The sequence below is a fragment of the Pantoea sp. CCBC3-3-1 genome (genome assembly GCF_007981265.1).
Taxonomy (GTDB): Bacteria; Pseudomonadota; Gammaproteobacteria; order Enterobacterales; family Enterobacteriaceae; genus Erwinia.
The window spans coordinates 1,147,107-1,161,250 of the sequence record NZ_CP034363.1 but is presented as its reverse complement, the minus strand read 5'-3'; the positions used below and the strand labels follow the sequence as shown (position 1 = coordinate 1,161,250).

Annotated in this window: 17 protein-coding genes; 6 read left to right on the top strand and 11 right to left on the bottom strand. The window is 54.0% G+C overall.

What is annotated here, in order from left to right; translation table 11 throughout:
• Nucleotides 1-16 precede the first annotated feature (16 nt).
• Nucleotides 17-991, top strand: a complete 975-nt coding sequence (locus tag EHV07_RS05270) for an aldo/keto reductase (RefSeq protein ID WP_147195761.1) — start codon at nucleotides 17-19, stop codon at nucleotides 989-991.
• 26 nt (nucleotides 992-1,017) lie between these two features.
• A complete protein-coding gene (locus tag EHV07_RS05265; RefSeq protein WP_147195759.1) occupies nucleotides 1,018-1,422 on the top strand; it encodes a GFA family protein in 405 nt (134 codons plus the stop codon).
• A 57-nt stretch (nucleotides 1,423-1,479) separates the two neighbouring features.
• Here the strand turns inward: EHV07_RS05265 and pgpA are convergent, their stop codons facing one another.
• The 6 genes from pgpA to nrdR all read right to left on the bottom strand — a co-directional run bounded on the left by pgpA (nucleotide 1,480) and on the right by nrdR (nucleotide 5,593).
• Nucleotides 1,480-1,986, bottom strand: coding sequence for a phosphatidylglycerophosphatase A (gene pgpA, locus EHV07_RS05260; RefSeq protein ID WP_147195757.1), 507 nt, complete (start codon nucleotides 1,984-1,986; stop codon nucleotides 1,480-1,482).
• The gene (thiL, locus tag EHV07_RS05255; protein WP_147195755.1) at nucleotides 1,964-2,941 is read right to left on the bottom strand and encodes a thiamine-phosphate kinase; all 978 of its coding nucleotides are present in this window, start codon (nucleotides 2,939-2,941) and stop codon (nucleotides 1,964-1,966) included. The genes pgpA and thiL overlap by 23 nt, the downstream gene beginning before the upstream one ends.
• A gap of 52 nt (nucleotides 2,942-2,993) precedes the next feature.
• Nucleotides 2,994-3,413, bottom strand: coding sequence for a transcription antitermination factor NusB (gene nusB, locus EHV07_RS05250; protein WP_147195753.1), 420 nt, complete (start codon nucleotides 3,411-3,413; stop codon nucleotides 2,994-2,996).
• Nucleotides 3,414-3,429: 16 nt separating this feature from the next.
• On the bottom strand, nucleotides 3,430-3,900 hold the full coding sequence (gene ribE, locus EHV07_RS05245) for a 6,7-dimethyl-8-ribityllumazine synthase (RefSeq protein ID WP_067705215.1): 471 nt from the start codon (nucleotides 3,898-3,900) through the stop codon (nucleotides 3,430-3,432).
• Between the two features lie 127 nt (nucleotides 3,901-4,027).
• Nucleotides 4,028-5,140, bottom strand: a complete 1,113-nt coding sequence (gene ribD, locus EHV07_RS05240) for a bifunctional diaminohydroxyphosphoribosylaminopyrimidine deaminase/5-amino-6-(5-phosphoribosylamino)uracil reductase RibD (RefSeq protein ID WP_147195751.1) — start codon at nucleotides 5,138-5,140, stop codon at nucleotides 4,028-4,030.
• Between the two features lie 3 nt (nucleotides 5,141-5,143).
• A complete protein-coding gene (gene nrdR, locus EHV07_RS05235) occupies nucleotides 5,144-5,593 on the bottom strand; it encodes a transcriptional regulator NrdR (protein ID WP_147195749.1) in 450 nt (149 codons plus the stop codon).
• A gap of 207 nt (nucleotides 5,594-5,800) precedes the next feature.
• Here nrdR and lysM point away from each other — a divergent pair, with 207 nt between their 5' ends.
• The gene (gene lysM / locus EHV07_RS05230; RefSeq protein WP_147195747.1) at nucleotides 5,801-6,241 is read left to right on the top strand and encodes a peptidoglycan-binding protein LysM; all 441 of its coding nucleotides are present in this window, start codon (nucleotides 5,801-5,803) and stop codon (nucleotides 6,239-6,241) included.
• A 25-nt stretch (nucleotides 6,242-6,266) separates the two neighbouring features.
• On the top strand, nucleotides 6,267-6,818 hold the full coding sequence (locus EHV07_RS05225; protein ID WP_254446309.1) for a DUF3251 domain-containing protein: 552 nt from the start codon (nucleotides 6,267-6,269) through the stop codon (nucleotides 6,816-6,818).
• Between the two features lie 81 nt (nucleotides 6,819-6,899).
• Here EHV07_RS05225 and secF read toward each other — a convergent pair whose 3' ends face one another.
• From secF to queA, 5 genes are all read right to left on the bottom strand, one after another.
• Complete coding sequence (secF, locus tag EHV07_RS05220) at nucleotides 6,900-7,868, bottom strand: protein translocase subunit SecF (protein ID WP_147195742.1); 969 nt, start codon at nucleotides 7,866-7,868, stop codon at nucleotides 6,900-6,902.
• 10 nt (nucleotides 7,869-7,878) lie between these two features.
• Nucleotides 7,879-9,726, bottom strand: coding sequence for a protein translocase subunit SecD (secD, locus tag EHV07_RS05215; protein ID WP_147195740.1), 1,848 nt, complete (start codon nucleotides 9,724-9,726; stop codon nucleotides 7,879-7,881).
• A 27-nt stretch (nucleotides 9,727-9,753) separates the two neighbouring features.
• Complete coding sequence (gene yajC, locus EHV07_RS05210; RefSeq protein ID WP_147195738.1) at nucleotides 9,754-10,083, bottom strand: preprotein translocase subunit YajC; 330 nt, start codon at nucleotides 10,081-10,083, stop codon at nucleotides 9,754-9,756.
• Nucleotides 10,084-10,107: 24 nt separating this feature from the next.
• Nucleotides 10,108-11,232, bottom strand: a complete 1,125-nt coding sequence (gene tgt, locus EHV07_RS05205) for a tRNA guanosine(34) transglycosylase Tgt (RefSeq protein WP_147195736.1) — start codon at nucleotides 11,230-11,232, stop codon at nucleotides 10,108-10,110.
• A 98-nt stretch (nucleotides 11,233-11,330) separates the two neighbouring features.
• Nucleotides 11,331-12,401 carry a tRNA preQ1(34) S-adenosylmethionine ribosyltransferase-isomerase QueA gene (gene queA / locus EHV07_RS05200; protein WP_147200533.1) on the bottom strand — a complete coding sequence of 357 codons (1,071 nt, stop codon included), beginning with the start codon at nucleotides 12,399-12,401 and terminating at the stop codon, nucleotides 11,331-11,333.
• Between the two features lie 338 nt (nucleotides 12,402-12,739).
• Here queA and EHV07_RS05195 point away from each other — a divergent pair, with 338 nt between their 5' ends.
• Nucleotides 12,740-13,321: an ACP phosphodiesterase gene (locus EHV07_RS05195; protein WP_147195734.1), complete on the top strand. Its 582-nt coding sequence runs from the start codon at nucleotides 12,740-12,742 to the stop codon at nucleotides 13,319-13,321.
• A gap of 193 nt (nucleotides 13,322-13,514) precedes the next feature.
• On the top strand, nucleotides 13,515-14,117 hold the full coding sequence (locus EHV07_RS05190; RefSeq protein WP_147195732.1) for a peroxiredoxin C: 603 nt from the start codon (nucleotides 13,515-13,517) through the stop codon (nucleotides 14,115-14,117).
• The last annotated feature ends 27 nt before the right edge of the window (nucleotides 14,118-14,144 follow it).

Here is a 14,144-nt window from a genome sequence, read left to right as displayed (position 1 = left end):
AATAGCAGGAGCAAGCATGAAAACCCTTCAGTTTGGCAACACCGACCTCATCGTTTCCCGTTTATGCCTGGGTTGTATGACCTGGGGCGAACCTGACCGTGGCCGCCATTCGTGGACGTTACCCGAAGAGAGCAGCAGGCCGCTCATTAAGCAGGCGCTGGAGGCCGGGATCAATTTTTTTGATACCGCTAACAGCTACTCTGACGGCAGCAGCGAAGAGATTGTCGGACGCGCGCTGAAAGACTATGCACGTCGCGATGAGATCGTCCTTGCTACCAAAGTTTACTTCCCAATGAGCAATCTGTCCGGTGGGCTTTCGCGGGCCAATATTATGCAGTCCATTGATGACAGCTTACGGCGCCTCGGCACCGATTATGTCGACCTGTTTCAGATCCATCGCTGGGACTACAACACCCCGCTCGAAGAGACGCTCGAAGCGCTGCACGACGTGGTGAAAGCCGGTAAGGCTCGCTATATCGGGGCTTCGTCAATGTACGCGTGGCAATTTGCCAGGGCGCTTTACACTGCCGATCGCTATAACTGGACACGATTTGTCAGCATGCAGGACCAGTACAACCTGATCCAGCGTGAAGAAGAGCGGGAAATGTATCCGCTGTGCCAGGCCGAAAATATTGCTGTTCTGCCATGGAGTCCGCTGGCGCGTGGTCGTCTGACCCGCCCGTGGGGAGAAACGACCGCGCGTTCCGTATCCGATGAATACGGCAGCACGCTGTATCAAAATAGCGAAGCCAATGACGCCGCTATAGCTCAATGCGTGGCGGCTATTGCAGAAGATAAGGGCGTCAGTCGGGCGCAGATTGCGCTGGCGTGGCTGTTGGCAAAACCGGTTGTCACTGCACCCATTATCGGTGCATCCCGTCAGGAGCAACTGGCTGATTTGGTCAAAGCGGTCGATGTTGAGTTAACGAAAGAAGAGATAATTGAGCTGGAAAGCGTTTATCAGCCACACCCTGTGGTGGGTTTTGAATAAGGGCTGACGTCGCTGAGGAGGAAACTATGTCAGAAAAAAGATCCGCTCAGTGTCATTGCGGTGCGGTCGCTTTTACGGTCGAACTGGTTGATGGCTTTAATACTGTCCGGCGCTGCAATTGTTCATTCTGCCGTATGCGTGGTGCCGTGGTTGCTTTTGCGTCCAGCGTTGCCATCAGTAAGGGAGAAGAGACGCTCACGGAATATCGCTTTCACTCAAAGGAAGTTGGCCACTATTTCTGTTCCGTTTGCGGCATCTATACCTTTCATCAGAGCCGATCTCATCCTGAACAGTATGGCGTCAACGTGGCTTGCATCGACGGGGTGTCACCCTTTGATTTTCCTGCCGTAAAAGTCACCGATGGCAATAACCACCCGAAAGATGGCGGCCCGGGCGGTGTAGCGGGCTGGATCTTGTATCAGCCTGAATAGTGTCGACCAACAGCGTAACGCCTTCAGGTAAACGCCTGGAGGCGTTACGCTCAACGCTTACAGCGCCAGATGGTGCCCGGCATAGTAAAGTATGCCCGCAGAGATAATACCGGCGATGATATCGTCAACCATAATCCCCGTCCCGCCGTGCACGTTGCGGTCGAACCAGCGGATTGGCCATGGCTTCCACATATCCAGAATGCGGAAAATCACAAAACCCGCCAGTACCCACCGCCAGTTATTAACCGGGATTGCCATCAGCGTGATCCACATCCCGATAAATTCATCCCAGACAATACTGCCGTGATCGTGCACGCCCATGTCCTTCGCGGTGCGATGACAGAGATACACGCCGATGCAGATGCCGAACATCACCACCAGCGAGTAAATATCTGACGGTAGCAAGGTCATAAGGCACCAGAAAGGAATGGCCGCCAGCGACCCCATCGTTCCGGGCACATACGGACTTAAGCCGCTACCAAAACCGGTTGCCAGCAAATGCCAGGGATTACTCATCCTCAGGCGGCTTTTCGCTACGTCTTTATCTCGCGTCAAAATGGTCAAATCCTTTCAGGTTAATCTCTACCGGTTTGCCATCCTGCAACAGCACTATCCCCTCAGACTGAGGCGCCAACTGGCCCACGCAGGTAAAAGGCACGCCATAATGGCCCAAAGCAACATCCAGCGCACCGCGATTAATTTCCGGGACGGTAAAGCACAGCTCGTAATCTTCTCCGCCGCTTAGTGCCCAGCGAATTGCCTGCTCAGGGTCGAAATGCTTTTTCATCACTTCTGAGAGCGGTAACGCTTCAAGGTTGAGCCGCGCGCCACAGCCGCTGGCTTTCAAAATATGGCCTAAGTCAGAAATCAGCCCGTCTGAGATATCGATAGCGGCACTGGCTAAATCACGCAGCGCCTGTCCCTGGAGAATTCGCGGCATAGGTCGGAGGTGACGCTTGATCAGCGCTTCATGCACCGCAGGATCGTTAATCCTGATCCGATGCTGGAGCAAGGCCAGACCTGCGGCACTGTCACCCAGCGTCCCGGTAACGTAAACCCAGTCGCCCGGACGCGCGCCGGAACGTTTCAGCGCCCTACCCTGCGGCACCAGGCCATGAATACCCAGCGTCAGGCTTAACGGCCCGCGCGTGGTATCACCGCCGATCAGCTGCATATTGTAGTAGTCCAGCAGCTCAAACAGGCTGTCGCTGAAATCTTTCAGCCAGGCTTCATTGACTTCCGGGAGCGTCAGCGCCAGCGTCAGCCAGGCCGGATCGGCTCCCATAGCGGCCAAATCACTCAGGTTCACCGCCAGCGCTTTGTAGCCCAGATCCGCAGGATGAATATCGCGCAGAAAATGGACGCCTTCTACCAGTGTATCGGTGCTGATCGCCAGAGTCTGTTTGTCAGGGAGATTGAGGAGTGCGCAGTCGTCGCCGATGCCTTTCTCTACGTCGCGACGGGAGCTTGTTACGCGATCAAAATAGCGCGTGATCAGTTCAAATTCGCCACATGCCATGGTGCGTTCCAGATATAAAATGAGAAGGCCGGATAAAACCGGCCTGGGAGGATTACTTCTTGTTGGGGCGGATATGCGGAGCGGCTTTATCCAGCACGCCGTTGACGAATTTATGACTGTCTTCGGCGCCAAATACTTTGGCCAGCTCGATGCCCTCATTGATTGCCACTTTGTAGGGAACATCGGCACGCTTGCTCAGCTCGTACAGCGAGATGCGCAGAATCGCCTTCTCGACCTGGCCCAGCTCTTCGAGCTGGCGCGACAGGTAAGGCTTCATCAGGCCGTCAAGGTACGCGCTGTTGGTTGCAACGCCGCCCAGCAGCTCGCGGAAATAGCTGATATCAACGTCTTTGACGTCTTGCTCCGCCAGAAACTGGTATTCGACATCAGCGATGTCGTTTTTGGACAACTGCCAGGAGTAAAGCGCCTGGACAGCACATTCACGGGCGCGGCGACGAGCAGCAGGTTTCACGAAATTCCCCTTAAAATCAGGCTTTGATGGCTTTCAATACGTTAATCATTTCAAGTGCGGTCAGCGCAGCTTCTGCACCTTTGTTACCCGCTTTGGTCCCGGCGCGCTCAATGGCCTGCTCGATGTTTTCCGTCGTCAGGACCCCAAAGGCAACCGGAATGTCGCTGTTCATAGCGACGCTAGCCAGGCCAGAGCTGGCTTCACCAGCGACATATTCGAAGTGGGCAGTGCCACCACGAATCACGGTACCCAGCGCAACGACAGCATCATGTTTACCGGCATTCGCCAGCGCACGTGCGGTCATTGGCATTTCATAGGCGCCGGGAACCCACACAACGGTGATGTTTTCATCTTTTACCTGGCCGATACGTTTCAACGCATCAAGGGCACCGCTCAGCAGGCTGTCGTTGATAAAGTTATTGAAACGCGCAATGACAATGGCAACGCGCGCATCAGGAGTAGCAACAGCAGCTTCAATAACGTTCATAATCTTCCTTTCAGGGTTTTGTTATGGCCCCGCAGGGGGGCGGATTCTATCACACTCTTTTCGGGTCTGCTTCCGCTTTTGTACAGTCTTGCCTGCCATCCTGCAAGATGAAGGCTTTACGCCGGCTTCATCGAACGGCATGTTCAGGGAGCAGCGTGAGTCTTAAATCGGGTCCTACCTGACGAATATCGCTGAAGGTGAACGCGGGCGCGTCAGCAAGTTGTGCTATTTCAGGTAAATGGCACAGACCGCGTGCATCATCGCCAAGCAGTTTAGGGGCCAGATAGACAATCAGTTCATCGACCACACCCGCTGTTAGTAAAGCGCCAGCCAGTTTCGCGCCGGCTTCAACCCAAACGCTGTTAATCTGACGACGCCCCAGCAGCATCATCAGGGAAACTAAGTCCAGCTGCTGATTATGCAGCGGAACGGTAAATTGCTCGACATTCTCCGGCCAGCTAAGCGTATCGACCTGCTGACGGGCCAGCCAGGTTTGGCCTGGTTGGCTAATCAAACGATGCGCTGGCGTCACCCGATTATGACTGTCGATGACCACCCTCACCGGCTGACGAAGATCTTCCTCAGCATACAGCGCTTTATCCATGCCTAATTCATTCCAGCGTACGGTCATTGCCGGATCGTCAGCAAGCACGGTCGCGCTGGTGGTAAGAATGGCGGAACTTTGCGCGCGTAAGCGCTGTACGTCTCGTCGCGCTTCAGGAGAGGTGATCCACTGGCTTTCGCCACTCGCCATTGCCGTACGGCCGTCCAGTGAGGCACCCATTTTCAGCTGCACCCACGGGAAACCGGTGCGCATGCGTTTAAGAAAACCGCGGTTCAGCGCTTCCGCTTCCTGCATCATCAGCCCGTGGCTGACGTCAATCCCAGCCTGCTTCAGGCGATATAAGCCCCGGCCCGCCACTTCTGGGTTGGGATCCTGCATTGCGGCGACAACGCGGCTTACGCCGGCAGCAATCAGTGCATCACAACAAGGCGGCGTACGTCCGTGATGGCTGCACGGTTCGAGCGTAACGTAGGCCGTCGCGCCCTGCGCTTTTTCGCCAGCCATCCGCAGTGCATGCACTTCTGCATGCGGTTCACCTGCACGAAAATGGTAGCCTTCACCGACGATGTCGCCATCGCGAACGATGACGCAACCGACGTTAGGATTTGGCGTCGTGGTAAATCGACCACGCCTGGCCAGCTCAAGCGCCCTCGCCATCCAGATTTCATCTTGCATGGTTTAGTCCTGTAAACGGGCGATCTCTTCGCCGAACTCACGGATGTCCTCAAAACTGCGGTACACCGACGCAAAGCGTATATAGGCAACTTTATCCAGCTTCTTCAGCTCGTCCATCACCAACGCGCCGATCATTTTACTCGGCACTTCACGCTCACCGGTGGAACGCAGCTTGCTTTTGATATGACTGACGGCGTTTTCCACATCGTCAGAATTGACCGGGCGTTTCTCCAGCGCCTTCATCATGCCGCTGCACAGCTTGTCTTCATTGAAAGGCTCGCGGATATCGTTACTTTTCACTACCCGCGGCATAACCAACTCGGCCACTTCAAAGGTGGTGAAACGTTCATGACACACCAGACACTGACGACGACGGCGCACCGAGGTGCCTTCCCCCACCAGGCGGGAATCGATCACTTTGGTATCCACAGCAGAACAGAACGGGCAATGCATGATGCTTCCTGATAATTCTGGAAATTGAGTCACAGTGTAGCGCGAAGTGACGATCAACTAAATAACGCACTGGTCTTTTGCCTTGCTTTCAGTGCCTTTCCATCCCTTCCTGGCGCTCCGCCAGGAAAGAGTTGGTTTTGTCCGCTATAATAGCCAAACGCTTAAGCGTAACTTTTGTCTTAAAAACAGGGATTAGCCGGAGGATATATGGGTTTATTAAACTTTGTAAAAGAAGCTGGCGAGAAATTGTGGGATTCGGTCAGTGGAGCTGGCGAAGATCAAAGTAAAAAGCTGCAGGATTATATTCACAAGCTTGGCCTGCCGGGCAGCGATAAGGTTGATGTGAAAGTCGATGGTGATAAAGCCAGCATGAGCGGTGACAGCATCTCGCAGGAGCTGAAAGAAAAAATCCTGGTGGCGGTCGGGAACGTGGCGGGTATCACCTCCGTGGAGGATAACGTAAACGTTGCTGAGAACGCGACCGCAGCGAAATTCTATACGGTAAAAAGCGGCGATACGTTAAGCGGTATTTCTAAAGCAGTGTACGGTGACGCTAACCAGTACAACAAAATTTTTGAGGCGAATAAGCCAATGCTGACGCATCCGGATAAAATTTATCCGGGACAAACACTGCGTATTCCTCAGTAAACCGGACGAAGCGATGGCTGCAATAATGAAAAAGTCGGTTCTGTTAGGGTTAAGCGTATTGCTGGCAAGCTGTGCTTCCCCGCAACAACAGCCTGAAATTAACAAGCTTAATAATCAGGTGGGCAAGCTCAACACGGAAATGCAACAGCTGACCCAGCAGGCGACTGCACTGACTCAGCAAAATATGCTGAACAGTAATTCAACTCAGGGCGCATGGTTATTACCTGGCGCGAATACGGCTGTTGTGCTGAAAAGCCAGGCGGGTGATGTCCGTTTATCGCTAAGCCATATTGAAAGTGAAGCAAACGGTACCCGTGCAATCCTGCATATCCGTGCCGCGGCAGAAAACTCATTGCCAGCCTTTAACGCTACGGTTGAATGGGGCGAGGCCGACCCGGTGACGGGAAAACCGCTACAGCCCGGCAGTCAAAGCCAGTCGTTTAGCGTGGCTGAGTCTCTGCTGCCACGTAGCGAAGTGACGGTTCCGCTGCGGTTGAGTAATTTACAGCCGGAACAGCTGGGCTATGTTCGCGTGCATGATATTGTGGTCGCCCCTGTGCCGCAGGCGGCACCATAGACGCTGAACCGGTGTGACCGGAACGGTAGATAAAAAAAGGGCCGCATTAGCGGCCCTTCGTTTTATCAGGCAACCCTGAAATTAAGGCAGAATAGAAGGCTGATCTGCGCCCTCTTTTTCCACTTTTTGCTGTAGCAGATGCTCACGTTTCATCCCTAACTTCAGCGCCAGCGCGGACGCGACGTAGATAGAAGAGATGGTCCCGATTGAAACACCAATCAGCATGGTCAGGGAGAAGCCTTCCAGCAGCGCGCCGCCGAAGATAAACAGCATCAGCACCACCACCAGCGTTGTGGCGGAAGTCATGATGGTACGGCTCAGCGTCTGCGTCAGCGAGACGTTGAAGATTTCGTAAGGCGTGCCGCGACGGATCTTGCGGAAGTTCTCACGAATACGGTCCGATACCACGATACTGTCGTTCAGCGAGTAGCCGATAACCGACATCAGTGACGCGATAATGGTCAGATCAATCTCAATATGGAACAGTGAGAGAACGCCCATCGTGATGATCACGTCGTGCGCCAGTGCCAGTACGGCTCCCAGCGCCAGTCGCCACTCAAAGCGGAAACCCACATAGATCAGGATAGCAATCAGCGCTGCCAGCAGCGCCATGCCGCCCGTTTGCGCCAGATCGCTGCCCACGCTCGGCCCCACGAACTCAATACGCTTCACGGTGGCATTCTGCTGGCTTGCCTGGTTGATGGTGCTTACCACCTTGTTGCCCAGCTCCTGACCCGCATTGCCCTCATGAGGGGACAAGCGTACCAGCACGTCACGGCTGCTGCCGAAGTTCTGCACCTGTGGATCGGTAAAGCCAGATTTTTGCAGCGCACCGCGCAGCGTATCCAGTTCCGCCGGTTTCTCCAGGGTAATTTCAATAACCGTACCGCCGGTAAAATCCAGACCCCAGTTAAAGCCTTTCACGCCCATGATCACAAACGAGGCGATCAGCAGCAGGCCGGAAAGGGTAAAGGCCAGTTTATCCCAGCGCATAAAGTCATGAACTTTACGCCCGTAGTTTAGTTGTTCAACGCTATAGTCCTGTGCCACAACGCACTCCTCAGATAGACAGCTTGTTGATGCGTTTGCCGCCGTACAACAGGTTGACGATGGCACGGGTACCGACAATGGCGGTAAACATTGAAGTCACCACACCAATTGCCGTGGTAATGGCAAAGCCTTTAATCGAACCGGTGCCCACCGCGTACAGGATGATGGCGGTAATCAGCGTGGTTACGTTAGCGTCGATGATACTGGAGAATGCGCCGCTGTAGCCTTCGTGAATCGCCTGCTGAACGGAACGTCCGTTTTTCAGCTCTTCCTTGATACGCTCGTTAATCAGTACGTTGGCATCCACCGCCACCGCCAGCGTCAACACGATCCCGGCAATACCCGGCATGGTTAAGGTTGCGCCTGGCAGCAGGGACATAATCCCTACAATCAGCACCAGGTTGGCAACCAGCGCGGTGGTCGCGATCACGCCGAACTTACGGTAGTAAACCACCATAAAGACGATTGAGGCGATCAGGCCCCACAGGCAGGCTTCCAGACCCTGAGTGATATTCTGCGCACCCATGGTTGGACCGATAGTCCGTTCTTCAACAATCTGGATTGGCGCAATCAACGCACCAGCACGCAGCAGCAGCGACAGCTGACGCGCTTCGTTCGGGTTATTGATGCCGGTAATACGGAAGCTGTTACCCAGACGGGACTGGATATTAGCGACGTTAATCACCTCTTCCTGCTTCGCCAGAATCGCACGGCCGTTGGCATCTTTCTTACCGCTGTCTTTGTATTCAACAAACAGCGTAGCCATTGGCTTACCGATATTATCCTTGGTGAAGTTGGACATGATATTGCCGCCCGCGCTGTCCAGCGAGATGTTCACCTGTGCCTGGTTGTACTCATCCTGGCTCGACGTGGAGTCAGTGATGTGGTCACCGGTCAGGATCACACGCTTGTACAGCGTGACGGGCTGGCCTTCACGGCTGTTTTTCACTTCGGAATCGCCCGGTACACGGCCGCTGGCGGCAGCGCTCGGATCGACAGAAGTATTAACCAGACGGAATTCCAGCGTGGCGGTCGCGCCCAGAATCTCTTTCGCGCGCGCCGTATCCTGAATACCCGGCAGCTCAACTACGATGCGGTCAGCGCCCTGACGTTGTACCAGTGGTTCGGCCACGCCCAGTTGGTTAACACGGTTACGCAGGATAGTGATGTTCTGCTGCACCGCGTATTCACGGGCTTCACGCAGACGATCGTCGGACATCACCGCGCGCAGAGCATTGCTGCCGCTGGTGCCGATCACCAGGTCACGATGGCGGCCGGTCAGATAGCTGACAGCGTCGTCACGAGCCTGACCGTCACGGAAACGAATTTCCAGACCGTAGTTATCCGTTTTGCGAACGTTGGTATAAGGAATGCTTTTATCGCGCAGATCGCTTCTGAGGTTGTCGATATTCTGTTCCTGGAGTTTACCCAGAGCAGTATCCATATCGACTTCCATCAGGAAGTGTACGCCGCCACGCAGGTCAAGACCCAGTTTCATCGGCTCTGCGGCCAGCATGCTTAGCCAGGTTGGCGTTGCTGGAGCAAGGTTAAGCGCCACGACATAGTCATCGCCAAGCACTTTAATGATGGCGTCACGGGCGCGCAGCTGCACGTCACCGTTAGCAAAACGCGCCATAATGGCGCCGTTTTCCAGCGCGATAGATTTGCTCTGGATATTCTCTTGTTTTAAAGCGGTCTGGATCTGACCCAGCGTTTGCTCACTGGCGGCGCTTCCGCGCGCACCAGTGATCTGAACGGCCGGATCCTCACCATAAAGGTTGGGAAGCGCATACAGCAAACCGACGATTAATACGACGATAAGCATGATGTACTTCCACAAAGGATAACGGTTTAACACGGCAGTTCCCTTAGGGAAAACAAAAAATTAAAGCGCCTTCATCGTACCTTTCGGCAGAACGGCAGCCACGAAATCACGTTTGACCACAACTTCCGTCGTATCATTCAGTGCGATAGCCACATAGCCAGTTTCCGCTACTTTTGTTACGCGTCCAACCAGACCGCCGGTAGTCAGCACTTCGTCACCTTTGGAAATGGAATCCATCAGCTTCTTATGCTCTTTCGCACGCTTTTGCTGCGGGCGCAGGATCATGAAGAAGAAGATCAGACCGAACACCACCAGCATGATAATCAGTGAATACGGGCTACTCTGAGATGGCGCGGCAGCAGCTACTGCGTCAGACATGAACAAGCTCATTAATTTTCCCTCATTGTTTAAATATCAGACGTTTAACGGCGGAACCGCCTTGCCCGTCCGTGCATAGAATTCGGTAACAAAGTGCTCCAAATTACCCTCTTCAATGGCCTTGCGTAAACCCGCCATCAGGCGCTGGTAATAACGCAGGTTATGAATGGTATTCAGACGCGCACCCAGTATTTCGTTACAACGATCAAGATGATGCAAGTAGGCACGGCTATAATTGCGACACGTATAGCAATCACATTCCGCATCCAGTGTAGTCGTATCATCTTTATACTTCGCGTTACGGATTTTCACCACGCCGTCGGTGACGAACAGATGGCCGTTACGTGCATTTCGGGTCGGCATTACGCAGTCGAACATATCGATGCCGCGACGTACGCCTTCCACCAGATCTTCCGGTTTGCCCACGCCCATTAAATAGCGAGGTTTATCCTCGGGGATCTGAGGGCAAACATGCTCAAGAATACGATGCATGTCCTCTTTTGGCTCGCCGACCGCCAGGCCGCCCACAGCGTAACCATCAAAGCCGATCTCTACCAGCCCTTTTACCGACACATCTCGTAAATCTTCGTAAACACCGCCCTGAATAATACCAAACAGCGCATTTTTATTTTCAAGGGAATCAAAGCGATCGCGGCTACGCTGCGCCCAGCGGAGCGACATCTCCATCGAACGTTTCGCATAGTCCCAGTCGGCAGGATAAGGCGTACACTCATCGAAAATCATCACGATATCGGAGCCGAGATCGTACTGAATTTCCATCGATTTTTCCGGGTCGAGGAAGATTGCGTCACCGTTGATCGGGTTACGGAAATGCACGCCCGCTTCGGTAATCTTACGAATATCGCCCAGGCTGAAGACCTGGAAGCCGCCGGAATCGGTCAGGATTGGGCCTTTCCACTGCATAAAGTCGTGCAGATCGCCATGCAGCTTCATCACTTCCTGGCCCGGACGCAGCCATAAATGGAAGGTATTACCCAGGATGATCTGGGCGCCGGTGTCCTGCACTTCTTCCGGCGTCATACCTTTTACGGTGCCGTAAGTGCCGACTGGCATAAAGGCTGGGGTTTCCACCACGCCACGGTCAAAGACCAGGCGGCCACGGCGCGCACGCCCATCGGTAGTATCTAATTCGAACTTCACATTGCCTCCACCAGAGAAACAGTCTGATGTTTGAGAGTTAAAAAACCGTACACCAGGTACGATCGGGAGTGGCGTTGGGAGAGCGTCCCAACGCGTAATTATTTTCCAACCTGCTCGTCAACAGCCTGCGGATTGCGGGTGATAAACATCGCGTCGCCATAGCTGAAGAAGCGGTACTGCTCCGCCACGGCTTGCTGGTAGGCATGCATGGTATTGCGATAGCCGGCAAATGCTGAGACCAGCATAATCAGCGTAGATTCCGGCAGATGGAAGTTGGTGACCAGCGCATCAATAACCTGGTAGTGGTAGCCAGGGTAGATAAAGATTTTGGTGTCATCAAAGAAAGGCGCAATCAGGGCATCTTTTGCGGCCTGCGCCGCGCTTTCCAGTGAGCGAACCGAAGTAGTGCCAACAGCAACAACACGATTCCCGCGCGCCTTACAGGCCAGCACCGCGTCAACCACTTCCTGCGGCACTTCAGCGTATTCAGCGTGCATGATGTGATCTTCGATGCTGTCTACACGCACCGGCTGGAAAGTTCCTGCGCCGACATGCAGGGTGACAAACGCCGTTTCAATGCCCTTTTCACGCAGCGCTTCCAGCATCGGTTCATCAAAGTGCAGGCCCGCCGTCGGTGCCGCAACGGCTCCCGGACGCTGGCTGTAAACGGTCTGATACAGCTCGCGATCGGCTTCTTCGTCCGGGCGATCGATGTAAGGCGGTAATGGCATGTGGCCAACGGCGTTAAGAATATCCAGTACCGCACGCTCATCGTCAAAACGCAGTTCAAACAGCGCATCGTGGCGGGCAACCATGGTGGCTTTTACGCTCTCGTCATCGCCAAGCAGCAGTTCCGCGCCAGGCTTAGGGGCTTTAGAAGAGCGGACGTGCGCCAGCACGCGATGGTCATCCAGCATACGTTCGACCAGCACTTCAATTTTTCCGCCGCTGGCCTTGCGGCCAAAGACGCGCGCCGGGATCACACGTGTGTTGTTGAACACCAACAGGTCGCCGGGGTTAAGTTTATCCAGCAAATCGGTGAACACACCATGATTCAGCTCGCCATCAGGCCCGTTAAGGGAAAGCAGACGGCATCCGCTGCGCTGGGCTTGCGGGTAATGGGCAATCAAAGATTCGGGTAACTCAAAAGAAAAATCGGCAACGCGCATGATCATTTACAGTCCGGGAAATCAGGGCGCACATTCTAGCTGAAAACCAGCCATTTCTAAACTGCCGCCTTGCGCTCCCGGCAGATTTAGTTGTGGAACATCAATTTCGGACGCGCTAAACAATCCCGATGAGCTTACTCAGGTAAGTGATTCGGGTGAGCGAACGCCGCTAACGCCGCTGTGAAGTCAAGAGCGAAGGAGGTCCTCCAAAGCTATTGGCTTCAGAGCAAGGCAGCAAGAGAGAGAATCCCGATGAGCTTACTCAGGTAAGTGATTCGGGTGAGCGAACGCCGCTAACGCCGCTGTGAAGTCAAGAGCGAAGGAGGTATAGTGGGGCAATGAACTACCTTGCCCACCTCCACCTTGCTTCACTCGCTGACAGCTCCCTGCTCGGTAATCTGATGGCAGATTACATACGCGGCAACCCGCGTGGTATCTGGCCTGAAGAAGTTGCTGAGGGGATTTTGCTGCATCGCCGTATTGACGTAATGACCGATGCTTTACCTGAGGTCCGTACCGCACGCGAGTTCTTTCGTGCCGAGACCCGCCGCGTTTCGCCGATTACGCTGGACGTTATCTGGGATCATTTTCTGTCACGAAACTGGGATAAAATCGTTCCCGATCTGGCCCTGGCGAATTTTTTGCAGCAGGCGCGCCTGACAATTCGGCCTGCGCTGTCCACCACGCCGGAACGGTTTCAGAACCTGAACCGCTACTTGTGGACCGAACGCTGGATGGAGAAGTATGCGCAGGCACCTTATCTGCAAAATGTGCTGAGGGGGATGGCAAGCCAACGTCCTCGCCTGGCCGCACTGGCTGATTCCTATCACGATTTTGTGACGCACTATGCGCGGCTTGAAGAACTGTTCTGGCAGTTTTATCCCGAAATGATGGCGAAAGCCGCCCGGCAGGCACTCTGATTCATTAACAGCAACATCATTACTCTTGCCCTTTTGACAGAAACGGTTATTGTATGAGGCTGCCTTAATAATCATCTACTTTGATAGTTATTACCTATCGGAGTAATTGGCGCTTTGCGCTGGTTCATCCCCGAAGGCCGCTCGTATACTAGCGGCTTATCTCATTAATCTAGCTACCTTTACAGGAGTGACTATGGTCCTGGTAACGCGTCAAGCCCCAGACTTTACCGCTGCAGCCGTTCTCGGCAATGGCGAAATCGTTGAAAACTTCAACTTTAAAAAACACACCGCTGGTAAAGCCACCGTTGTGTTCTTTTGGCCAATGGACTTCACCTTCGTCTGCCCTTCTGAACTGATCGCTTTCGACAAGCGTTATGAAGAGTTCCAGAAGCGCGGTGTGGAAGTGGTTGGTGTTTCTTTTGACTCAGAATTCGTTCACAACGCGTGGCGTAAAACCCCAATCGATAAAGGCGGCATCGGCGAAGTCAAATACGCGATGGTTGCTGATATCAAGCGTGAAGTGCAGAAAGCCTACGGCATTGAGCACCCGGAAGCGGGCGTTGCCCTGCGCGGTTCTTTCCTGATCGACAAAGCCGGTGTGGTTCGCCACCAGGTTGTTAACGATCTGCCGCTGGGTCGTAACGTTGACGAGATGCTGCGTATGGTTGACGCGCTGCAATTCCACGAAGAGCACGGCGAAGTGTGCCCGGCTCAGTGGGAAAAAGGAAAAGAAGGTATGGGCGCCTCTCCGGACGGCGTGGCTAAATACCTGTCTGAGAACGCTGGCAAGCTGTAATTTAGCTTTGCAAAAAAGGCTCGCTTC